The sequence below is a fragment of the Pseudomonas batumici genome (assembly GCF_036585405.1).
Taxonomy (GTDB): Bacteria; Pseudomonadota; Gammaproteobacteria; order Pseudomonadales; family Pseudomonadaceae; genus Aquipseudomonas; species Aquipseudomonas batumici.
On sequence record NZ_CP144470.1, the window covers coordinates 2,025,971 to 2,048,103 of the forward strand.

The window sequence follows — 22,133 nt, forward strand, 5'->3', positions numbered from 1 at the left end:
TTAGATTCTTTCCAACACATTTGAAACGGCTTCGATCACGCGCTGACGCTCCAGAGCCTGCATGCCATACCAAATAGGCAAGCGAACCAACCGCTCACTTTCCTTGGTAGTAAATTTATCTTCCGCCGTCATCTCACCAAAGACTTTACCGCAAGGAGAGGAATGTAAAGGTACATAATGAAAGACCGCCATGATTTTTTCTTTTTTCATTTCCTCAATGAATTTAGTACGGCAGGCTAAGTCATCCAACTTCAAATAATACATATGCGCATTGTGCTGACAGTCTTGAGGAACGAACGGCAACACTAACTTATCACTCAAACCGGAGAGGCAGCGATTATACTCATTCCAGGTATTTAGACGGTCTTTGTTTATCTCTTCTGCAACTGTCAACTGCCCGTACAAATAGGCCGCCTGCAATTCGGATGGGAGGTAACTACTGCCCACATCAACCCAAGTGTACTTATCGACCATGCCTCGCCAAAACTGGCTTCTATTAGTGCCTTTTTCTCTAATTATCTCTGCCCTGTTTATAAATGATTCATCATTAATCAGTAGCAGACCGCCCTCACCCCCACTTGTATAGTTCTTTGTTTCATGAAAGCTATAAGCCCCCAGGTGCCCTATCGTTCCTAGCGGCCTTCCCTTATAGGTGGACATCGTACCTTGCGCAGCATCCTCAACAACGTAGAGATTGTGCCTGGCAGCAATATCCATAATAACGTCCATCTCGCACGCTACACCAGCGTAGTGGACGGGAACAATGACCTTTGTCTTATCAGTGACGGCAGCTTCTATCAGTGTTTCATCTATATTCATCGTATCAGGGCGGATATCGACAAATACTATTTTCGCGCCTCGTAAAACAAAGGCGTTTGCGGTGCTGACAAAAGTGTAGCTTGGCATGATAACTTCATCGCCAGGCTGAATATCCAACAGCAGCGCCGCCATTTCCAGCGCTTGAGTACAAGAAGGTGTCAGCAGTGTTTTGGTACCGCCCAACGCATCCTCAAACCATGACTGACAGCGGAGGGTGAAATCACCATCCCCCGACATTTTGCTGCTGCGCATGGCAGCCAATACGTATTGGTCTTCGTTACCGGTGTAGGGTGGTTTATTAAACGGAATATTCATTTTCTTCACTCAAAAATTCTTTTTCCAGGATAAGCAAATTTTTTTCTTTCTTTAAAGCGTTTCGTCGGAGGCCCTGTATATACACCCCGAGGAGATATACTTTTGGTGACCTGCGCCATCGCACCAATAGCGCATCGAAGTTATATGACTATAATGGACAATAACAACTCGCCCTGAAATTACGCAAAAGTCATCATTCCTTGAATAATCGCCAATCTCGATCAAATCAGCATTATAGATGCTGGCTTTATCGCTAATTTTTACATCTTTACCAATTTTTTTTAAGCCAGCTTCTTTAAGCTGATCCGCTGTCAGATAGGCCATCTACTCACCTGAAAATCACTAAACACTCAACGATACAATAAACAGGCCCCTCTGCTAGGCCCAAGCATATTTAAAGAGGCTCATCCTACTCAGGCGATCCAACCGCCATGCCAATGGCAATTTTCTTGAAACCTGGCCAGCCATCAAGAGATCTTCGAACTGAACAGTATACAACCTATCACCCGTCATAGGCTGTCCTGGCTCAAAAAAGCACGACACATGAATAATATTCATTATCACTAACAAGAACCATCAACTCACACGCCTGACCATAAGCAGCCCTCCCTAGCCTGATGGGGCATCCGATAGACAACATCTGCCCGCTGCGATTCCGCCAATTGCAAAAAAAGCCATGAATTTTCGACTTTGACGTCCCGAGGGATCGCTGCAGAAAATTCGGGAACTCACCGCTGGCACCGTCGGCGCGACCTCAGGGTTTGTGCGCCACCCATGATCAGCTCGCGTCCTGGAACAAACACCGGAGCGACGCTGGTCGAAGACTACGCAACCTTGCGGCCAAGGCACAGCTTGCCCGAGGCGCCCAGCAATTCGACACTTCGTCCGAACCCAGGTGAGGATCATGGATCAGTCAAGGTCATTTCAGACATACGGATCTGTGCAGGGCCAAGATAAGCGCCGTTCATACAGGCAGGACTTCCATCGGATAGCCTGTCGTCATTTCACCAGAGTTGGCCCTGCTTTTTCACTCGTGTGGCCTCTTGAAAAAGGTCCACTCTCAGGTATCGCTAGCGCCTTTGGCACGGGCCCTGCGTTCGATTCGCGAAAGCTCAACAATAAAAAGATTCCGCGAAAGCACTAAGATCACGCCCACGATGCATCCGAGAAGCAGGCTGAGCAATAGGATCAGGGCTTTTTTAGGTTTGATTGGGCTACTGGGCTCAAGCGCGATCCGATCAATCGAAACCAGTTTCATTTTATCGATATCGATATTCAGATTGCGCAAGCGAGTGACTTCCGCACGGAGCTCCTGCACCCCCTTGAGAAAAATGTCTTCATTTTTCCGCTGATTCATCACTTCAACTTCGCGATTGCTTTTGAGCAGCTCCAGCTCCTTGGCAATCTGGGCAATACGCCTTTCGCTAAAATCATCGCTTTTACGCTGCTGCAATGTTTTACGCTCAGCCTCCAACGCATCCACCCCCATGAAATAGAGTGGAATCTGCTGATTATTGACTTCAGTTCTCATCACATTATTCGAGCCAGGACTTGACTGCTCGGCCAACGCTGAAGGGGTGGTTGGTTTTTGGATACCAAGAGACCTCGCGATATCAATCGCCTCGCTCAACTGGGCAATCCTGTCGTTACGCTCGGTTTTCAGTTGTAGACGAAGTGCCTTGAGCTCATCTTGCAGGTGGTCGCGTTTTAAATTATCAGCCTCAAGCAATGAGGCAATTTTTGCCTCTTTCTCGGTGTCATAATTAGCACGAGCGGCGGCTATCTTCTCTTTAAGTTCGTTCAATCGATTATTTATAATAACCTTCAGATCAGCTGCAATCTGCCCCCGCTGGGCAGAAATTGCATAATCAACAAGTCCATTAAGAATCGCCGGACCGTCAGCATCTTTAGGGTAATTGAGTTCCAAGGCAACAGAAGCGCTCAGCGAGTCAGCCTTTTTTGGATCAGGTAGAATCAGATTCAGGGAATCGCGATTAAAATCCTCAAAGTTCTGCTCCAACGTCCGTCCCGGCCGTTTGAACGCTTGGAACAACGAAGGATTGGACTTAAAAAAACTGAAACGTGTTTCGTAAGAGTCTAGCGACGCCCCCACTTTCAATAAGGCTTCACTGGGAGGCAGTTTATAAATCTCAGAGCGATTCAAAGCATCAAGTTCATTGATTGCCGCAGGACGCAAGACACTGCTTACCTGGTATATCGGCGTCGTGAAGAAAAGATAGATGCTCGCCAGCAGACCAGAGAACAGGGTGAGACCAAGAATAAATTTTTTCTGTTTTCTTACGACCTGAAACAGCACAAAAAAATCGACGCCCTCAGTAGGGACAACCGCTGGAACACGGGAGATGCTACTCACGCCAAGACCTGCCTTCTAGAAGAAACTGCGGGCTCGTTGTACAGGGATCTTTTGCGACTTATCCATCCCAGCCAGTCACCTGCATCATGCTGAGTAACGTGGCTACAAAAAATCGCTGACAATCGAGAATCTGGCGTATTGTGCCAGTCTAGAAAAACATTGCAAGCCTTGCCCATCTAAAAAGAACTTCACAAAAAAGAAAAAAGATCAAGAAAAAAGGGGGCTTCTGCAAAAAAGCAAGCCCCCCTTCACCGTCCTTACCCCCTATAAATGAGCATTTTTCCTCAAGAACATACGGAAAAGCGCAATGCTGACACCTAACAGGGCACCCGATACCAGACCGATCAACAATACGAGCCACTGTCTGGGTTTGACAGGGATATCAGGTTTTTCAGGCTGCCCATCCAATCGATAGACAGCAACATCAGCAGGACGAACCTCAATCCCCTTGTAAAAAAGATACTTGCCTTGCAGCTCACGCAACCCGTCTATAAACGGGTCATCCGATTCTCGACTCTCAAGATTTTTCACTTCGGCTTCCAATGCCTTGACACCGCGCATGTAGGTCTGCGCCCCATCCATGCGTCCCGCCAGCTCGACGGAGGACCCGGTAGAAATGACCAGAGGCCGCTCCAGCCCGATAGCCCGCGCAACCTTCAAAGCCTCGTCCAGCTGCTTGATAGTGTCCATTCGGCTACGCGCGCCACCCTCACGAAGGGTTGCTATCTGCTGATCAAGATTGCGCGCCATGACCTCCGCTTCCTTTGTGGCGTTGGCAATGACTTCCTGTTTGGCCAAATCTCCAGCTGTCTTGACATAGCGATCCGCCCATTCAGTCGCAGTAGCAGGATCCTCACTCCTCACGGCCACAGAATAACGATCCGGAAAATCCTTTCCAGGAGCGACTACGAATAGAACCTGGGAGAAATCTTCATACAGCCGATCCTGAGACTTGTGCCGCTGCGCCTCACTCAGAGAGGGAAGATAAACATCATTGAAAAATGTTCTGCGAAGCGCATCAGAGTTTAGCTTTGCAACGAAGGCGGAATATACATCTGTCACGGAAAATGGAGAAAGCCCGGAAGATTGGGTCCTGCCATAGTTTAAATTGGCAATATCATTTTTTGAGGGAGGTAATATGCCAACCTTGGCTTCATAGACAGGAGTTGCCATATAAGCATAGCCACCAGCAATGACCCCTGCGAGAATAACAAAGCTCAATATCATCCACTTATAAACCAGCAGATCTCGAAACAACTCAACCAAGTCCACTTCACTCGAAGTGTTCATACTGCGACCTTCTTGCATTATTTCGCTCAGCCTTATCCAGTTTAAATGCCAGCTAACGCAACACCTTAATAAATCAGCCTCCCTGAAGTGTAGTTTCCATGACTTAAAAGTTGATGAGCATGACACAGGAATTTTACAAAAGTCGAATCTCAGTCCCAACAGTGACAAATTATAGCACAGACAAAAAAACTCACCATTTCATTAAAAAACGCCGACCGTTGATAAAATCAACTAGGCTCTCTATTTTTCCACGGTCATAGAAATAGATCCCTCACAAAGAATCATGAATCATTCCCAAAAACAGCAAAGGTACTCACGAAACGAGCAAGGACGCCTGGAGAGCTATCCGAGAAAAGAAATGAGGAAGGTCGCGGATGCACGAGCCGCCCCCGTTAAAAATGACATCGGTACACGCCAATGAGTTGTGGGGACGTGGCTTCCTCCTCAGACCTCATCAGCCTCCTCTTCGTTCACCCGATCCCGCAGCTCCTTTCCCGGCTTGAAATGCGGTACAAATTTCCCATCCAGGCTCACTGACTGCCCGGTCTTCGGGTTACGCCCAACCCGCGGCGCCCGGTAATGCAGCGAAAAACTCCCGAACCCGCGGATCTCAATCCGGTCGCCGGTCGCCAGACACTGGGACATCTGCTCAAGCATGGTCTTGATGGCCAGCTCCACATCCTTGGATGAGAGCAGCCCCTGATGGGTGACAATTCGTTCGATCAACTCCGACTTCGTCATATTTTTCCCTTCTTTTTCAAGCAGCTAGGAAAGCACTTCGAAGGTTTTAGCATGAGCGGAGGATTTTGAACAGCCCATCTATTGACTTATCTACGCGCCGAAGAAACAGGGAGCAGGATCACCTAATTGCAGATCACCAGCATGGTACGCGTGACAGCGCCGGCCGGATTCCAGCCGAAAAGATAGCCGTCGTCCTCCTCTTTGGCGTCGCTGGACCGGGTGACCACCTTGTAGCCCTGCGCCTTGCACTCCCGGGCCGCCCGCTTGTAGCACTTGTCCCAATCCGAGCCCAGTCCCGAGCAGTCGATCTCGATACCGCTCACACCATGCTTGGCGTGGGTCTTGGCATGGGTGACGCACCCAGCAAGCATGAACAGCGCGAGAACAACCATTAACTTGCTCATTCATTTCCTTAATGAGGCGAACCTTGAAGCACCCGTGAAGCCCGAACCGGGTGTGCCTGAAGACAAAGGTTTTTACACGCCTGCATAAGACCCCCACAACCCTGAATTCGTTTCAGATCTTGAACATGAAATCTCGGGCACAAAAAAGGGCGACCGAAGTCGCCCTTTTTCTATGGTCTGACAGAACTTAGTTCTGTTTTTCCATCTGAGCACGCAGCAGAGCACCGAGAGTGGTGTCGACTGGAGCATCCGAAGCAGCTGGCTTGTCGCGCAGGCTCTGGATGGCTTCTTTTTCGTCTTCAACGTCTTTCGACTTGATCGACAGCTGGATCACGCGGCTCTTGCGGTCAACGCTGATGATCTTGGCTTCTACTTCTTCGCCTTCTTTCAGAACGTTGCGCGCGTCTTCAACGCGGTCACGGCTGATTTCGGAGGCTTTCAGGGTCGCTTCGATATCGTCGGCCAGAACGATGATGGCGCCTTTGGCGTCAACTTCTTTCACAGTGCCTTTAACGATGGCGCCTTTGTCGTTAACCGAGACGTACTCGGAGAACGGATCGCTTTCCAGTTGCTTGATACCCAGGGAGATACGCTCACGCTCCGGGTCAACCGACAGGATAACGGTGTCCAGCTCGTCGCCCTTCTTGAAACGACGTACGGCTTCTTCGCCCACTTCGTTCCAGGAGATGTCGGACAGGTGAACCAGACCGTCGATGCCGCCGTCCAGACCAATGAAGATACCGAAATCGGTGATCGACTTGATGGTGCCGGAGATCTTGTCGCCCTTGTTGAACTGGCCAGAGAAGTCTTCCCATGGGTTCGACTTGCACTGCTTGATGCCCAGGGAGATACGACGACGCTCTTCGTCGATGTCCAGAACCATGACTTCCACTTCGTCGCCGACTTGTACGACTTTCGAAGGGTGGATGTTCTTGTTGGTCCAGTCCATTTCGGAAACGTGTACCAGACCTTCAACGCCTTCTTCCAGCTCAGCGAAGCAGCCGTAGTCGGTCAGGTTGGTCACACGCGCGGTGACGCGAGTGCTTTCTGGGTAACGGGCTTTGATAGCGACCCATGGATCTTCGCCCAGTTGCTTGAGGCCCAGGGAAACACGATTGCGCTCGCGATCGTACTTCAGAACCTTGACATCGATCTCGTCGCCAACGTTGACGATTTCCGATGGGTGCTTGATGCGCTTCCAAGCCATGTCGGTGATGTGCAGCAGGCCATCGACGCCACCCAGATCGACGAATGCGCCGTAATCGGTGAGGTTCTTGACGATACCCTTGACTTGCTGGCCTTCCTGCAGGGATTCCAGCAGAGCTTCACGCTCGGCGGAGTTCTCGGCTTCCAGGACGCTGCGGCGGGAAACGACAACGTTGTTGCGCTTCTGGTCCAGCTTGATGACCTTGAACTCGAGCTCTTTGCCTTCCAGGTGCGTGGTGTCGCGCACTGGACGGACGTCAACCAGAGAACCTGGCAGGAACGCACGGATGCCGTTAACGTCGACAGTGAAGCCGCCTTTAACCTTACCGTTGATAACGCCCTTGACCACTTCTTCGGCTGCGAAGGCTGCTTCCAGAACGATCCAGCATTCAGCGCGCTTGGCTTTTTCACGGGACAGCTTGGTTTCACCGAAGCCGTCTTCAACCGAATCCAGCGCCACGTGAACTTCGTCACCGACGTTGATGTTCAGCTCGCCAGCATCGTTGTAGAACTGTTCCAGCGGGATCAGAGCTTCAGACTTCAGACCGGCGTGGACAGTGACCCAACGAGCTTGGTAATCGATATCAACGATAACACCGGTGATGATCGAACCAGCCTGAAGATTAAGGGTCTTCAAGCTCTCTTCAAAGAGTTCCGCAAAGCTTTCGCTCATTTTAATTCCTGTTGATAAGGGCGAAGAATACGCCCATCTGCCACACCCCAGACGGTGTGGGTTACGTTCATATGAAAGAAGCCATGCAGGACTATGACTGGTCCCCTGCACGCTTCTTGGTCATCCGGCGAGATCGCGAATGGCGATCTCGCTCATGATGCGTTCCAGCACCTGCTCGATGGACAATTCCGTGGAATCCAGCTGTATGGCGTCAGCCGCCGGTTTGAGCGGGGCTACCGCTCGCTGGGTGTCACGCTCATCGCGTGCACGAATCTCATCTAGCAGACTCGACAGACTAACATCATCGCCCTTGGCCTTCAACTGCAAGTACCGGCGACGAGCCCGTTCCTCGGGGCTGGCGGTCAGGAAAATCTTCAGCGGCGCATCGGGAAACACCACCGTGCCCATGTCCCGGCCATCGGCCACCAGGCCCGGCGGCTCCTGGAACGCCCGCTGGCGTTGCAGCAAGGCCTCGCGCACCGCCGGCAACGCCGCCACCTGGGAGGCCCAGGCGCCGACCTGTTCGTTGCGGATATCCTCGGTGACGTCGTCGCCTTCAAGAATGATCCGCGCCGAACGGTCACTGGTCGCGCCGACGAACTGCACGTCCAGGTGGGCGGCCAGGGCCTTGAGCAGTTCCTCGTTGGTCAGGTCGACCCCATGGTTGCGCGCGGCGAACGCCAGCAACCGATACAGCGCACCGGAATCCAGCAGGCACCAGCCCAGGCGCTTGGCCAGGATCCCGGCGACCGTGCCCTTGCCCGAACCGCTCGGCCCGTCAATGGTGATAACTGGAGCTTGAATATTCACGAGCGTGCCTCTTTGTGATCATCATTGGCGTTCAGGGTGCCCTTGCGGGCCCGGCGGGCCAGGATTCTGCCGAAATGCTCGCGCGCCGCCTGCGCACGCTGGAACACCTCCAGCAACTGAGGCCCGTCCCCGGCATCGACGGCATCGCGCAAGACGTCCAGGTCACCCCGAAAGCTGTCCAGCGCACGCAGGACAGCATCCCGGTTCGCCAGGAAGATATCGTGCCACATCACCGGATCGCTGCCAGCGATCCGCGTGAAATCACGGAACCCACCCGCCGCATAGCGAAAAATTTCCAGGTTCTCGTTGCGCTTGGCCAACGAGTCCACCAGGCCGAAGGCCAGCAGATGCGGCAGATGACTGGTCGCCGCCAGCACTTCGTCGTGGCGCTCGACCTGCATGTGCTCGACATCCGCCCCCAGGGCCCGCCAGAGCGCATCGACCGTCGCCAGCGCCGACGGATCGGTCTCGGCCAACGGCGTCAGGATCACCTTGTGCCGACGGAACAGCGCGCTGTTGGAGGCCTGCACGCCACTCTGCTCGGACCCGGCAATCGGGTGTCCCGGGACGAAACGCGCCGGCATGCGACCAAAGGCCCGACCGGCGGCACGCACGACATTGCCCTTGGCGCTGCCGACATCCGTCAGGATCGCGTGGCCCAGGTCCATATCGGCCAGCAAGCCGAGCATTTTCTCCATGGCCAGGATCGGCACCGCCAACTGGATCACGTCGGCGCCCTGGCAAGCGGCGGCCAGGTCTGCCTCGCAGCGATCGACCACACCCAGTTCGACCGCCAGCTCGCGCGACAGCGGATCGAGATCGACACCGACCACTTCCCGGCACAGGCCGCTTTCCCGCAGCCCCTTGGCAAAGGATCCGCCGATCAAACCCAGGCCGACCACCACAAGGCGGCCGATCATAGGCTTCACAGATTGCATCGACATGACATCAACCACGGGCCAGGACCTTGGCCAGCGCCTCCAGCAGACGACTGTTCTCGCTGGCCAGGCCGATACTGACCCGCAGGTGCCTCGGCAGGCCGTAACCGGCCACCGGACGCACGATAACGCCTTCGCGCAGCAGCCCCTGGTACACCGGCCCCGCGTCACGCCCGACATCGACCGCGATGAAGTTGGCCTTCGAGGGAATCCAGCTCAGCCCCAACTGGCGAAAACCTTCCTCCAGTTGCTGCATGCCGGCTTCGTTCAAGCTGCGGCTGCGGGCGACATACTCGGCATCATCCAGCGCGGCACGGGCCGCGACCAGCGCCAGGCTGTTGACGTTGAACGGCTGGCGAACACGGTTGAGGATGTCCGCCACGGCGGGCGACGACAGCGCATAACCGACGCGCAAGGCCGCCAGGCCGTAGGCCTTGGAGAAGGTCCGCGACACCAGCAGGTTCGGATAGCTCGCCAGGTAGTTCAGGCCATCCGGCAGGTCGACACCCTCGGCATACTCGATATAAGCCTCGTCCAGCACCACCAGGACATCCCGCGGTACCGCGGCGAGAAACGCCTCCAGCGCCTGCGGACCGAACCAGGTGCCCGTCGGGTTGTTCGGGTTGGCGATAAACACCACGCGAGTGTTTTCGTCGATGGCCGCGAGCATCGCCGCCAGGTCATGTCCCCAGTCCTTGGCCGGCGCCACGCGGGCCTCGGCATTCACCGCCTGGGTCACGATGGGATAGATCGCAAAGGCGTGCTCGCTGAACACCGCGTTCAACCCCGGCGCCAGGTAGGCGCGGGCAACCAGTTCGAGAATGTCGTTGGAACCGTTGCCCAGGGTCACCTGGCTGGCCTGCACCCGGCACAGCTCGGACAGACGCTGCTTGAGCTCGAAGCCGTTGCCGTCCGGGTAACGGGTCAGCTCGGCCAGGGCCTCGGCAATCGCCGCCAGGGCCTTGGGACTCGCCCCCAGGGGGTTCTCGTTACTGGCCAGCTTGATGATCCGCGCCGGATCGATATCCAGCTCGCGGGCCAGCTCGTCCACGGGCTTGCCCGGAACGTAAGGCGACAGTTGTTGCACGCCCGGCTGCGCCAGGGCGAGGAAGTTACCGCTCATGATCAACGCCTTTACAGAACCGCTTTCGGGTAGGAGCCCAGCACCTTGAGGGCGACGGCTTCCTGACTGATCTTCTCCAGCACACCCTTGACTAGCGGATCACGGTGATGGCCGACGAAGTCGATAAAGAACACATACGTCCATTTACCGCTGCGCGAAGGTCGGGTCTCGATACGCGTCAGGTCAATCCCGTTGTCGTGGAACGGCACCAGCAGCTCGTGGAGCGCGCCGGGCTTGTTGCTCATGGAAACGATGATCGAGGTCTTGTCGTCGCCGGTAGGCGGCACTTCCTGGTTGCCGATCATCAGGAACCGCGTGGAGTTGTCCGGACGGTCCTCGATTTTCTCCGCCAGGCGCGTCAGGCCATAGAGACCGGCCGCCATATCGCCGGCAATCGCCGCCGAGTTCCACTCGCCCTTGACCCGCTTCGCCGCCTCGGCGTTGCTGGACACCGCCACGCGCTCGACGTTCGGGTAGTGGGCGTCCAGCCACTTGCGGCACTGGGCCAGGGACTGGGCGTGGGAGTAGATGCGACTGATGCTGTCGGTCTTGGTGTTCTCGCCCACCAGCAGGTGGTGGTGAATACGCAGCTCGACTTCGCCGCAAATCACCATGTCGTGCTCGAGGAAACTGTCGAGGGTGTGGTTGACCGCACCCTCGGTGGAGTTTTCCACCGGCACCACGCCGAAATTCACCGCGCCCGCCGCCACTTCGCGGAAGACCTCGTCGATGGCCGCCATCGGCTTGCTGATCACCGCATGGCCGAAATGCTTCATGGCCGCCGCCTGGGTGAAGGTACCCTCAGGGCCCAGGTAAGCCACTTTCAGCGGCTGTTCCAGGGCCAGGCAGGAAGACATGATCTCGCGGAACAAGCGCGCCATCTCTTCGTTGCCCAGCGGCCCCTGGTTACGCTCCATGACCCGCTTGAGCACCTGAGCTTCACGCTCGGGACGATAGAACACCGGCACTTCGCCTTCAGCCAGCGAGGCCATCTTTACCCGCGCGACTTCCTGGGCGCAGCGTGCGCGCTCGCTGATCAACTCGAGGACTTTCTCATCGAGGCTGTCGATACGCAGGCGCAGTGCCTTGAGTTCTTGCTCGGACATCAGCCGTGTTCCTTCTCGAACGCCGCCATGTACGCCACCAGCGCGTTCACCGCATGGATGTCGACAGCATTGTAAATGGAGGCGCGCATGCCGCCCACCGAACGGTGCCCCTTGAGGTTCAACAGGCCGCGCTCTTCGGCGCCAGCCAGGAACGGCTTGTCCAGGCGATCGTCGGCCAGGCGGAACGGCACGTTCATCCAGGAGCGGTTGCTCTTGTTGATCGGGTTGCTGTACAGGCCGCTGGCGTCGATGAAGTCATACAGCGTGCGTTGCTTGACTTCGTTGAGCTTGCCGATGGCTTCGACACCGCCCTGCTCCTTGAGCCACTCGAAGACCAGGCCCGACAGGTACCAGGCCAGGGTCGGCGGGGTGTTGTACATGGAGCCGTTGTCGGCCGCGACCTTGTAGTCGAGCATCGTCGGACAGATCGAACGGGCGCGACCCAGCAGGTCTTCACGGACGATATTGACGACAATGCCGCTCGGACCGATGTTCTTCTGCGCACCGGCGTAGATCATGCCGAAGCGGGAAACGTCCACCGGGCGCGAGAGGATGTCCGAGGACATGTCCGTCACCAGCGGTACGTCACCGGCTTCCGGGATCCAGTCGAACTCCAGGCCGCCGATGGTTTCGTTCGATACATAGTGAACATAGGCCGCGTCTTTCGACAGCTTCCATTCGTTCTGGCCGGGAATGGCGAAATAGTCGTAGGGCTTGGCGCTGGCGGCGACATTGACGTGACCGAAACGCGAGGCTTCCTCGATGGCTTTCTTCGACCAGATACCGGTCTCGATGTAGTCGGCCTTGCCGCTTTCAGGCAGCAGGTTCAACGCCACCTGGGCAAATTGCTGGCTGGCGCCGCCCTGCAGGAACAGCACCTTGTAGTTCGAGGGAATGTCCAGCAGGTCACGCAGGTCCTGCTCGGCCTTGGTGGCGATGGACACGAACTCATCGCTGCGGTGGCTCATCTCCATGACCGACAGGCCCTTGCCGTGCCAGTCGAGCAGCTCGGACTGGGCACGCAACAGGACAGCTTCGGGCAGCGCAGCGGGACCCGCGCAGAAGTTATAGGCTCGTTTGCTCACATCCACTCTCGCTATGCTTTTGAATACACACCGGCCTGCGCCCTACTCCAGACCGGCTACGCCTACGCCAGAGAGTAGAGCAGACAGGCGCTTTTTAGTCCTGCGGTTGCGCGTCGTCGGTCGCCGAATCCAACGGCTGGTCGTCGGCACCGTCGTCGATCAGCGCTTCGCCATCGAACCCGACACCTTCTTCCAGTTCTTCGCCTTCGACTTCCGACGGCTCCTGGACACGTTCCAGGCCCACCAGCGTTTCGTCATTGGCCAGCTTGATCAGCGTCACGCCCTGGGTATTGCGACCCAGGCTGGACACTTCATCGACCCGGGTACGTACCAGCGTGCCCTGGTCGGAAATCAGCATGATTTCCTCACCGTCGAGCACCTGCACCGCACCGACCAGACGACCGTTACGCTCGTTGCTGACCATGGCGATCACACCCTGGCCGCCGCGCTTGTACTCGGGGAACTCGGTGATCGCGGTGCGCTTGCCGAAGCCGCGCTCGGAGGCCGTGAGGATCTGGCTGCCTTCCTCCGGGATAATCATGGAGATCAGCTTCTGCCCTTCGTTCAGGCGCATGCCGCGCACACCGCGCGCCGTACGGCCCATGGCACGTACGTCGGATTCCTTGAAGCGCGTCACCTTGCCGGCGTCGGAGAACAGCATGACCTCGCGCTCGCCATCCGTGATCGCGGCGCTGATCAGCACGTCGCCCTCGTCCAGCTCCAGGGCGATCAGGCCGACGCTGCGCTGGCGGCTGAACGCTTCCAGCGGGGTCTTCTTCACGGTACCGTCAGCGGTCGCCATGAAGATGTAGTGACCTTCGGTGTATTCCTCCACCGGCAGCATGGTGGTGATGTATTCACCCTCATCCAGCGGCAGCAGGTTCACCAGCGGACGACCGCGGGCCGCGCGGGAAGCCTCGGGAATTTCATAGGTCTTGAGCCAGTACACCTTGCCCTTGCTGGAGAACAGCAGCAGCGTGGTGTGGCTGTTGGCAACCAGCAGGTGGGCAATGTAGTCCTCATCCTTGACGCCGGTCGCCGACTTGCCCTTGCCACCGCGGCGCTGGGCCTGATAGGCCGCCAGCGGCTGGGTCTTGGCGTAGCCGCCGTGGGAGATGGTCACCACGCGGTCTTCTTCCGGGATCATGTCACCCAGGGTCAGGTCCAGGCGGGCATCGAGGATTTCGGTACGACGCACGTCGCCGTACTCGGCACGAATGACTTCCAGCTCCTCGCGAATCACTTCCATCAGGCGCGTGGCGCTGTTGAGGATGCGGATCAGCTCGCCGATCTGGTTGAGGATTTCCTGGTACTCGGCCAGCAGCTTCTCGTGCTCCAGGCCGGTCAGGCGGTGCAGACGCAGCTCCAGGATGGCTTGCGCCTGTTCCGGCGACAGGAAGTACTTGCCGTCACGCAGACCGTATTGCGGATCGAGGTTTTCCGGACGGCAGGAATCGGCGCCGGCGCGCTCGACCATGGTCATCACCGCACTGGATTCCCAAGGCGTGCTGATCAGCGCTTCCTTGGCTTCCGACGGCGTCGGCGAAGCCTTGATCAGGGCGATGACCGGATCGATGTTCGACAGCGCGACCGCCTGGCCTTCGAGGATATGACCACGCTCGCGAGCCTTGCGCAGCTCGAACACGGTACGCCGGGTCACGACTTCGCGACGGTGACGCACGAATGCTTCCAGCAGGTCCTTGAGGTTGAGGATCCGCGGACGACCGTCGATCAGCGCGACGATGTTGATGCCGAACACGCTCTGCAACTGGGTCTGGGCATAGAGGTTGTTGAGAATCACCTCCGGCACTTCGCCACGGCGCAGCTCGATGACCACGCGCATGCCATCCTTGTCGGACTCGTCGCGCAGCTCGGTAATACCTTCGAGCTTCTTCTCTTTCACCAGCTCGGCGATCTTCTCGATCAGGCGGGCCTTGTTCAGTTGGTACGGCAGCTCGGTGATGACGATCTGCTGGCGGCCGCCGACCTTGTCGATGTCCTCGACGGTCGAGCGGGCGCGCATGTAGATGCGCCCGCGACCGGTGCGATAGGCCTCGATGATGCCGGCGCGGCCGTTGATGATCCCGGCTGTCGGGAAGTCCGGCCCCGGGATGTATTGCATCAGGTCATCGACGGTCACGTCGGGATTGTCGATGAGCGCCAGGCAACCGTCGATGACTTCACCGAGGTTGTGCGGCGGGATGTTGGTCGCCATGCCCACGGCGATACCGCTGGAGCCGTTGACCAGCAGGTTGGGGATACGGGTCGGCATGACCGCCGGGATCTGCTCGGTACCGTCATAGTTCGGCACCCAGTCCACGGTTTCCTTGTGCAGGTCGGCCAGCAGCTCGTGGGCCAGCTTGGTCATGCGCACTTCGGTGTATCGCATGGCCGCGGCGTTGTCGCCGTCCACGGAACCGAAGTTACCCTGGCCATCGACCAGCAGGTAGCGCAGGGAGAATGGCTGCGCCATCCGAACGATGGTGTCGTAGACCGCGGTATCACCGTGCGGGTGATACTTACCGATCACGTCACCGACCACACGGGCAGATTTCTTGTACGGCTTGTTCCAGTCGTTGCCCAGTTCGCTCATGGCGAACAGCACACGCCGGTGCACGGGCTTCAAGCCATCGCGCGCATCAGGCAGTGCCCGCCCGACGATCACGCTCATCGCGTAGTCGAGGTAGGACTGTTTCAGCTCGTCTTCGATATTGACCGGGAGGATTTCTTTGGCCAGTTCGCCCATGAGAAGCCTGATTCCTTTTTCTGGTGAAACTTCGTCACATCCATATGGGACGAACGAAGCTCGCCGCCGCGGGCCTGATGCCCTGCAACGACTTACGACAAATCAACGAGTTATGCCTTGGATCTGCGCAGTGAAGGCAGCCGGTTCGGGCTACCCTGGAAACCGTCGGATGTTATCACAATCGCCGCCACGCACCTACCCCGGGATAGGCAAGGAAGTAGACGGGCGGCAGCTGCAACCCACCGAGAGCGCGCCGAGAGGGGCCTACAGGCAAGATGACCACCCCTGAGGCGGGCAAAATACTCTTCGGCCAGGGACAAAAGCAGGTCAATGCAGACGCTTGCGGCACATCAACTGCGCCATCTTCGCGGTGTCCGGACGTTCGACAATGCCTTTTTCGGTCACGATGACATCGATCAGGTCCGCCGGCGTCACATCGAAGACCGGATTGAAGGCATCGACTTCGGCCCCGACCCGATGACCACCGACACTCAACAGTTCGCTGCCGTCGCGCTCCTCGATCGGGATGTCGTCGCCGCTGGCCAGGTCCATGTCGATGGTCGAACTCGGGGCCACCACCATGAAGCGCACACCATGGTGCATGGCGCAGACCGCCAGTTGATAGGTACCGATCTTGTTGGCCACGTCGCCATTGGCGGTAATGCGGTCGGCGCCGACGATCACCCAGGTCACGCCCTTGGTCTTCATGATGTGCGCGGCAGCCGAATCGGCGTTCAGGGACACCGGGATGCCTTCGTTGGCCAACTCCCAGGCGGTCAGGCGCGAGCCTTGCAGCCAGGGCCGGGTCTCATCGGCATAGACCTGCTCGACCATGCCCTCCAGGAAGGCGCCGCGAATCACTCCCAGGGCCGTACCGAAGCCGCCGGTGGCCAGGGCGCCGGTATTGCAGTGGGTGAGGATCGCCTGGGCATTGCCCTGGTGCTTGCGGATCAGGTCCACCCCCAGCTGCGCCATGGTCAGGTTGGCCTCGCGATCGCTTTCATGGATCGCGATCGCCTCGAGCTCCAGGGCCGCCAGCGGATCGGCGCCGTCCTTGACCCGCTCCAGACGCTCACGCATCCGGTCCAGGGCCCAGAACAGATTGACCGCGGTCGGTCGCGAACTCGCCAGCAGAGCAAAATCGGCTTCCATCGCCGCCAGCCAGTCGCCGCCCTGCGCCCGTCGCGCCCGCGCCGCCAGCACCACGCCATAGGCGGCGCTGATGCCGATGGCCGGCGCCCCGCGCACCACCATCGAGCGAATCGCCTCGGCAACCCCTGCGGCACTGTCGTAAGCCAACCAGGTTTCCTCGAACGGCAGAATGCGCTGATCGAGCAGATACAAGGCACCATCACGCCAATCGATGGCCTTCACTTTTTCCGCAGCCAACAATCGATTACGCATGATTCATCCTCAACGAAGCGACAAAAGCCGCCGATTATAGCGATCCCCCAGCGAGGACGCTCGGGTATACTTCGCCATTATTCCAGATAAAGCCCGGACGCCGCCCACGATGCCGAACACCGCAGCCCCGCTCGATCTTCTCCTGCTACCGACCTGGCTGGTCCCTGTCGAACCCGCCGGCGTGGTACTCAAGGAGCATGGCCTGGGCATTCGCGACGGACGCATCGCCTTTATCGGTACACGGGCCGAGGCGCTTGCACTCGGCGCCGCAGAAGTCCGCGAGCTGCCGGATACCCTGCTCGCCCCTGGCCTGGTCAATGCCCATGGGCATGCCGCCATGACACTGTTTCGCGGCCTGGCCGACGACCTGCCGCTCATGACCTGGCTGGAACAGCATATCTGGCCCGCCGAAGCCAGATGGGTCGACGAAGCCTTCGTCCGCGATGGCACCGACCTGGCCATCGCCGAGCAACTCAAGGGCGGTATCAGTTGTTTCGCGGACATGTATTTCTTCCCTAAAGTCGCCAGTGAACGCGTGCACAACAGCGGCATTCGCGCACAGATCGCCGTCCCGATCCTCGATTTCCCGATCCCCGGCGCCGCCAGCGTCGATGACTCCCTGCGCCAGGCCGTCGAACTGTTCGGCGAGCTGAAGCACCATCCGCGGATCAAGATAGCCTTTGGCCCCCATGCACCCTACACCGTTGGCGACGAAAACCTGGAAAAAGTCCGGGTGATCGCCGAAGAACTCGACGCCGCGATCCACATGCACGTGCACGAAACCGCCTTCGAGGTGCAGCAATCGCTGGAGCAACGCGGCGAACGCCCGCTGGCGCGCCTGGGCCGCCTCGGCCTGCTCGGTCCGCGCTTCCAGGCCGTTCACATGACCCAGGTCAGCGATGATGACCTGGCACTGCTGGTAGAAAGCAACACCAGCGTGGTCCACTGCCCGGAATCGAACCTGAAACTGGCCAGCGGCTTCTGCCCGGTGCAGCGCCTGTGGCAGGCCGGCGTGAATATGGCCGTGGGGACCGACGGCGCGGCGAGCAACAACGACCTCGACCTGCTCGGCGAAACCCGCGCCGCCGCCCTGCTGGCCAAGGCCGTCGCCGGCTCCGCCACGGCACTGGACGCGCACCGTGCGCTGCGCATGGCGACCCTCAATGGTGCTCGGGCCCTGGGCCTGGAGCAGGAGATCGGCTCGCTGGAAGTCGGCAAGGCCGCGGACATCGTCGCTTTCGACCTGTCGGGCCTGGCCCAGCAGCCTATCTACGACCCGGTGTCGCAGCTGATCTACGCCAGCGGTCGCGACTGCGTGCAACATCTCTGGGTCGGCGGCAAGCCACTGCTCGAAGACCGGCGCCTGACCCGCCTGGATGAACAGCGCCTGAACGCCACGGCCCGGTCCTGGGGCCAACGCATCGGCGGCCACGGACACTGATTGACGCGCCACCGAGCGCATTGAATTGAAGATGGCGCCACCCTGATAGGCGACATCAACCTGATTTCCAAGCTTTAGAGGATAGCCCATGAGCAACGTCGACCACGCTGAAATCGCCAAGTTCGAAGCCCTGGCCCATCGCTGGTGGGACCGCGAAAGCGAGTTCAAACCGCTTCACGACATCAACCCGCTGCGGGTCAACTGGATCGACGAGCGGGTCAAGCTCGCCGGCAAGAAGGTCCTCGACGTCGGTTGCGGCGGCGGCATTCTCAGCGAGGCCATGGCCCAGCGCGGCGCCACCGTCATGGGCATCGACATGGGCGAAGCGCCCCTGGCCGTGGCCCAACTGCACCAGCTGGAGTCCGGTGTCGACGTCGAATATCGGCAGATCACCGCCGAAGCCCTGGCCGAGGAAATGCCCGAACAGTTTGACGTCGTGACCTGCCTGGAAATGCTCGAGCACGTTCCCGACCCGTCCTCGGTGATCCGTGCCTGCTTTCGCATGGTCAAGCCTGGCGGCCAGGTGTTCTTCTCCACCATCAACCGCAACCCCAAGGCCTATCTGTTCGCCATCGTCGGCGCGGAATACATCATGGGCCTGCTGCCGCGCGGTACCCACGACTTCAAGAAATTCATCCGCCCGTCGGAGCTGGGTGCCTGGAGCCGCGAAGCGGGCCTGGCGGTCAAGGACATCATCGGCCTGACCTACAACCCCCTGACCAAGCACTACAAGCTGGCCGCGGACGTCGACGTCAACTACATGATCCAGACCCTGCGCGAGGAATAACCGATGCGCTTGAGAGCGGTTCTCTTCGACATGGACGGCACCCTGCTCGACACCGCGCCGGACTTCATCGCCATCTGCCAGGCCATGCTGGCCGATCGCGGCCTGCCGCCGATTGCCGACCAGTCGATTCGCGACGAGATCTCCGGCGGCGCTCGCGCCATGGTCGCCGTGACCTTCATGATGGACCCCGAGTCGCCGGGCTTCGAGGATTTGCGCCAGGAGTTCCTGGAGCGCTACCTCAAGGCCTGCGCCGTCCATAGCCGCCTGTTCGACGGCATGACCGAGCTGCTGGCCGACATCGAGAAGGCCAATCTGCGCTGGGGCGTGGTCACCAACAAACCGTTGCGCTTTGCCGAGCCGATCATGCAACAGCTGGGACTGGCGGAGCGCTCGGCGCTGCTGATCTGCCCGGACCATGTGAAGAACAGCAAGCCCGACCCGGAGCCGCTGATCCTGGCCTGCAAGATGCTCGACCTGGACCCGGCCAGCGTATTATTCGTGGGGGACGACCTGCGTGATATCGAGTCCGGGCGCGACGCCGGTACCCGCACCGCGGCCGTGCGCTACGGCTACATTCACCCGGAAGACAACCCCGATCACTGGGGCGCCGATGTGGTGGTCGATCACCCGCTGGAGTTGCGCAAGGTATTGGATAACGCGCTGTGCAGCTGTTGAGCCGCCTGCCTGTTTTACATTTGTAGAGGTTTAGCCATGTTCGATTATTCCGCCCGCCCCGACCTGCTCAAGGACCGTGTCATCCTGGTGACAGGTGCCGGTCGTGGCATCGGCGCCGCGGCCGCGAAGACCTATGCCGCCCACGGCGCCACCGTGCTGCTGCTGGGCAAGACCGAAGCCAACCTGAGCCAGGTCTACGACGAGATCGAAGCCGCCGGCCACCCACAACCGGTGGTGATCCCGTTCAACCTGGAAACCGCCCTGCCGCACCAGTACGACGAGCTGGCGGCGATGATCGAAAGCGAATTCGGCCACCTCGACGGCCTGCTGCACAACGCGTCCATCATTGGCCCGCGTACGCCGCTGGAACAGCTGTCCGGCGAAAACTTCATGCGTGTCATGCACGTCAACGTCAATGCCATGTTCATGCTGACCAGCACCTTGCTGCCCCTGCTCAAGCTGTCCCAGGACGCCTCGGTGATCTTCACGTCCAGCAGCGTCGGCCGCAAAGGCCGCGCCTACTGGGGCGCCTATGGGGTTTCCAAGTTCGCCACCGAGGGCCTGATGCAAACCCTGGCCGACGAGCTCGATACGGTGGCTCCGGTGCGCGCCAACAGCATCAACCCCGGCGCCACCCGCACCAGCATGCGGGCCCAGGCCTATCCCGGCGAGAACCCGGAAAACAACCCGACACCGCAACAGATCATGCCGGTCTACCTGTACCTGATGGGGCCCGACAGCAGCGGCGTCAACGGCCAGGCCTTCGACGCACAGTAAGCATCCGCATCGCCCTGCCCCTGTGCGCCGGAATACCGGCGCGCAGGAGCGCAATTTCAAAAAGCCATCAGCGCCAGTCAAACAACTGCCACCCTTTCTGCCCGCGACGCCCGCCCCGACAAATCGATCCCACTGAATTCAAACGAGTTTTATTCGGTTGGGCCGATTGGCACGACTTTCGCTCTAACTTCCTCAGACATGCAGCGCGAGCGTTGCCTGGGGGAGCTGCATCGACCGGCTATAGAAGCCTGGGCCAAAAGGACTAGACTGGTACCAAGGTCCTGCCGGACTGATGGACCAGTAAGATGCGTTGCCCCAAGCCGCTCTCGCCCAGCCTGCAAGACCGTACTCTGCGCTTAGGGGCTTGCCACCATGAAAACGCCGACCCAGACCAACGCAATTGACTTCGATCGCGCCAGATTGCAACGGCTGGGCTTTGGCCAGCTCCCGCTCACCCAGCAACGCCCCATCAGCCTGGCTCAACTGCGCCAGCAACTGGCCCTGCAGTTGCAAATCAGCCTGGAGCCTGCGCGCATCCTGGAAATCTTCTTCCACGAGATTCAGCGCGTGGTCCCGCTCGATGCGTTGAAATACCTGCACCCGATCAGTGATCTGCGCCTGGAGTTCGGACAGCGCGGCCATCACTCGATCAGCTACAGCCTGAGCCATGAAGGCGAGCAGCTGGGCGAGCTGATATTCCGTCGCAACCAACGCTTCACCGAACAGGAACTGGGCAGCCTGGAGTCATTGCTGGCGAGCCTGTTGTATCCGATGCGCAACGCCCTGCTCTATCGTGCCGCCACCCGCAGTGCCCTGCGCGACCCGCTGACCGAAACCGGCAACCGTGTCGCCATGGAGCAGGCCCTGCAACGGGAGTTCGAACTGGCGCGCCGCCATGGCCAGCCGATCTCGGTGCTGATGCTGGATATCGACCACTTCAAGCAGATCAATGACAACTACGGACACAGCGTCGGCGACACGGTACTCAAGACCGTGGCCGCCTCGATCAAGGACCAACTGCGTAATATCGACAGGGTGTTCCGCTATGGCGGCGAGGAGTTTCTGATCCTGCTGTCCAATACCCACCGTGAAGCGGCAGCATTGGTGGGTGAGCGCCTGCGCCATGCGGCACAAGTCCAGGATTACCAAGGTGATGGCCAACTGATCAGCCTGACGGTGAGCCTGGGTTGCGCCACGCTGTTGCCGGGAGAGTCCACGGAAAGCCTGCTACGCCGCGCGGACAGTGCCCTGTATGTGGCCAAGCGGGAGGGTCGCAACCGACTGGCCATGGCGGGGTAACCCCCACCACACAAACCTTGTTCTTATTGTAGGAGCCGGCTTGCCGACGATGGCGTCTGGATAGACGCAGCAAGACTAGAGGGCCTCATCGCCGGCAATCGAGCGTCGACCGGCCGCTCC

Annotated in this window: 18 protein-coding genes and 1 pseudogene; 5 read left to right on the forward strand and 14 right to left on the reverse strand. The window is 58.7% G+C overall.

The window, feature by feature from the left end; genetic code table 11:
• The 14 genes and pseudogenes from rffA to mtnA form a co-directional block, all read right to left on the reverse strand.
• Window positions 1-1,134 (reverse strand): dTDP-4-amino-4,6-dideoxygalactose transaminase, encoded by a 1,134-nt coding sequence (rffA, locus tag NUH87_RS08950; RefSeq protein WP_338526770.1) that lies wholly within the window; start codon window positions 1,132-1,134, stop codon window positions 1-3.
• Window positions 1,135-1,185: 51 nt separating this feature from the next.
• Complete coding sequence (locus NUH87_RS08955) at window positions 1,186-1,458, reverse strand: hypothetical protein (protein WP_338525663.1); 273 nt, start codon at window positions 1,456-1,458, stop codon at window positions 1,186-1,188.
• Between the two features lie 736 nt (window positions 1,459-2,194).
• Entirely contained in the window at window positions 2,195-3,508 is a 1,314-nt protein-coding gene (locus tag NUH87_RS08960) for a GNVR domain-containing protein (protein WP_338525664.1), read from the reverse strand.
• A gap of 264 nt (window positions 3,509-3,772) precedes the next feature.
• A complete protein-coding gene (locus NUH87_RS08965) occupies window positions 3,773-4,798 on the reverse strand; it encodes an LPS O-antigen chain length determinant protein WzzB (protein WP_338525665.1) in 1,026 nt (341 codons plus the stop codon).
• Window positions 4,799-5,242: 444 nt separating this feature from the next.
• Complete coding sequence (gene ihfB / locus NUH87_RS08970) at window positions 5,243-5,539, reverse strand: integration host factor subunit beta (protein ID WP_338525666.1); 297 nt, start codon at window positions 5,537-5,539, stop codon at window positions 5,243-5,245.
• A 122-nt stretch (window positions 5,540-5,661) separates the two neighbouring features.
• The gene (locus NUH87_RS08975; protein ID WP_338525667.1) at window positions 5,662-5,943 is read right to left on the reverse strand and encodes a hypothetical protein; all 282 of its coding nucleotides are present in this window, start codon (window positions 5,941-5,943) and stop codon (window positions 5,662-5,664) included.
• A 187-nt stretch (window positions 5,944-6,130) separates the two neighbouring features.
• A complete protein-coding gene (gene rpsA / locus NUH87_RS08980) occupies window positions 6,131-7,822 on the reverse strand; it encodes a 30S ribosomal protein S1 (RefSeq protein WP_338525668.1) in 1,692 nt (563 codons plus the stop codon).
• 120 nt (window positions 7,823-7,942) lie between these two features.
• Window positions 7,943-8,632, reverse strand: a complete 690-nt coding sequence (gene cmk, locus NUH87_RS08985) for a (d)CMP kinase (protein ID WP_338525669.1) — start codon at window positions 8,630-8,632, stop codon at window positions 7,943-7,945.
• Between the two features lie 5 nt (window positions 8,633-8,637).
• A pseudogene (locus tag NUH87_RS08990) lies at window positions 8,638-9,588 on the reverse strand (prephenate dehydrogenase/arogenate dehydrogenase family protein); the annotation flags it as partial.
• Window positions 9,581-10,693 carry a histidinol-phosphate transaminase gene (gene hisC / locus NUH87_RS08995; protein ID WP_338525670.1) on the reverse strand — a complete coding sequence of 371 codons (1,113 nt, stop codon included), beginning with the start codon at window positions 10,691-10,693 and terminating at the stop codon, window positions 9,581-9,583. The gene hisC and the pseudogene NUH87_RS08990, both read right to left, overlap by 8 nt.
• An 11-nt stretch (window positions 10,694-10,704) precedes the next feature.
• Window positions 10,705-11,799 (reverse strand): prephenate dehydratase, encoded by a 1,095-nt coding sequence (gene pheA / locus NUH87_RS09000; protein ID WP_040069977.1) that lies wholly within the window; start codon window positions 11,797-11,799, stop codon window positions 10,705-10,707.
• A complete protein-coding gene (gene serC / locus NUH87_RS09005) occupies window positions 11,799-12,884 on the reverse strand; it encodes a 3-phosphoserine/phosphohydroxythreonine transaminase (RefSeq protein WP_040070047.1) in 1,086 nt (361 codons plus the stop codon). Before serC ends, pheA begins: the two co-directional genes overlap by 1 nt.
• A 94-nt stretch (window positions 12,885-12,978) precedes the next feature.
• Window positions 12,979-15,630: a DNA gyrase subunit A gene (gene gyrA / locus NUH87_RS09010; RefSeq protein ID WP_338525671.1), complete on the reverse strand. Its 2,652-nt coding sequence runs from the start codon at window positions 15,628-15,630 to the stop codon at window positions 12,979-12,981.
• Window positions 15,631-15,957: 327 nt separating this feature from the next.
• Window positions 15,958-17,034: an S-methyl-5-thioribose-1-phosphate isomerase gene (gene mtnA, locus NUH87_RS09015; RefSeq protein ID WP_040069973.1), complete on the reverse strand. Its 1,077-nt coding sequence runs from the start codon at window positions 17,032-17,034 to the stop codon at window positions 15,958-15,960.
• 109 nt (window positions 17,035-17,143) lie between these two features.
• On the opposite strand from mtnA, the gene NUH87_RS09020 reads away from it, so the two are divergent.
• The 5 genes from NUH87_RS09020 to NUH87_RS09040 all read left to right on the forward strand — a co-directional run bounded on the left by NUH87_RS09020 (window position 17,144) and on the right by NUH87_RS09040 (window position 22,013).
• Window positions 17,144-18,475 carry a TRZ/ATZ family hydrolase gene (locus tag NUH87_RS09020; RefSeq protein ID WP_338525672.1) on the forward strand — a complete coding sequence of 444 codons (1,332 nt, stop codon included), beginning with the start codon at window positions 17,144-17,146 and terminating at the stop codon, window positions 18,473-18,475.
• A gap of 88 nt (window positions 18,476-18,563) precedes the next feature.
• Window positions 18,564-19,262 carry a bifunctional 2-polyprenyl-6-hydroxyphenol methylase/3-demethylubiquinol 3-O-methyltransferase UbiG gene (gene ubiG, locus NUH87_RS09025; protein WP_040069970.1) on the forward strand — a complete coding sequence of 233 codons (699 nt, stop codon included), beginning with the start codon at window positions 18,564-18,566 and terminating at the stop codon, window positions 19,260-19,262.
• Between the two features lie 3 nt (window positions 19,263-19,265).
• Window positions 19,266-19,937 (forward strand): N-acetylmuramic acid 6-phosphate phosphatase MupP, encoded by a 672-nt coding sequence (gene mupP / locus NUH87_RS09030; RefSeq protein ID WP_040069968.1) that lies wholly within the window; start codon window positions 19,266-19,268, stop codon window positions 19,935-19,937.
• Between the two features lie 36 nt (window positions 19,938-19,973).
• Entirely contained in the window at window positions 19,974-20,714 is a 741-nt protein-coding gene (locus NUH87_RS09035; protein WP_338525673.1) for a YciK family oxidoreductase, read from the forward strand.
• A 372-nt stretch (window positions 20,715-21,086) separates the two neighbouring features.
• Window positions 21,087-22,013 (forward strand): GGDEF domain-containing protein, encoded by a 927-nt coding sequence (locus NUH87_RS09040; protein WP_338525674.1) that lies wholly within the window; start codon window positions 21,087-21,089, stop codon window positions 22,011-22,013.
• Window positions 22,014-22,133 lie beyond the last annotated feature (120 nt).

What these genes read in the sequence shown, in the direction of transcription:
- rffA (WP_338526770.1), bottom strand. Translation starts at nt 1,134, where the DNA reads ATGAATATTCCGTTTAATAAACCACCCTACACCGGTAACGAAGACCAA.
- NUH87_RS08955 (WP_338525663.1), bottom strand. Translation starts at nt 1,458, where the DNA reads ATGGCCTATCTGACAGCGGATCAGCTTAAAGAAGCTGGCTTAAAAAAA.
- NUH87_RS08965 (WP_338525665.1), bottom strand. Translation starts at nt 4,798, where the DNA reads ATGAACACTTCGAGTGAAGTGGACTTGGTTGAGTTGTTTCGAGATCTG.
- ihfB (WP_338525666.1), bottom strand. Translation starts at nt 5,539, where the DNA reads ATGACGAAGTCGGAGTTGATCGAACGAATTGTCACCCATCAGGGGCTG.
- NUH87_RS08975 (WP_338525667.1), bottom strand. Translation starts at nt 5,943, where the DNA reads ATGAGCAAGTTAATGGTTGTTCTCGCGCTGTTCATGCTTGCTGGGTGC.
- rpsA (WP_338525668.1), bottom strand. Translation starts at nt 7,822, where the DNA reads ATGAGCGAAAGCTTTGCGGAACTCTTTGAAGAGAGCTTGAAGACCCTT.
- hisC (WP_338525670.1), bottom strand. Translation starts at nt 10,693, where the DNA reads ATGAGCGGTAACTTCCTCGCCCTGGCGCAGCCGGGCGTGCAACAACTG.
- pheA (WP_040069977.1), bottom strand. Translation starts at nt 11,799, where the DNA reads ATGTCCGAGCAAGAACTCAAGGCACTGCGCCTGCGTATCGACAGCCTC.
- gyrA (WP_338525671.1), bottom strand. Translation starts at nt 15,630, where the DNA reads ATGGGCGAACTGGCCAAAGAAATCCTCCCGGTCAATATCGAAGACGAG.
- mtnA (WP_040069973.1), bottom strand. Translation starts at nt 17,034, where the DNA reads ATGCGTAATCGATTGTTGGCTGCGGAAAAAGTGAAGGCCATCGATTGG.
- NUH87_RS09020 (WP_338525672.1), top strand. Translation starts at nt 17,144, where the DNA reads ATGCCGAACACCGCAGCCCCGCTCGATCTTCTCCTGCTACCGACCTGG.
- ubiG (WP_040069970.1), top strand. Translation starts at nt 18,564, where the DNA reads ATGAGCAACGTCGACCACGCTGAAATCGCCAAGTTCGAAGCCCTGGCC.
- mupP (WP_040069968.1), top strand. Translation starts at nt 19,266, where the DNA reads ATGCGCTTGAGAGCGGTTCTCTTCGACATGGACGGCACCCTGCTCGAC.
- NUH87_RS09035 (WP_338525673.1), top strand. Translation starts at nt 19,974, where the DNA reads ATGTTCGATTATTCCGCCCGCCCCGACCTGCTCAAGGACCGTGTCATC.
- NUH87_RS09040 (WP_338525674.1), top strand. Translation starts at nt 21,087, where the DNA reads ATGAAAACGCCGACCCAGACCAACGCAATTGACTTCGATCGCGCCAGA.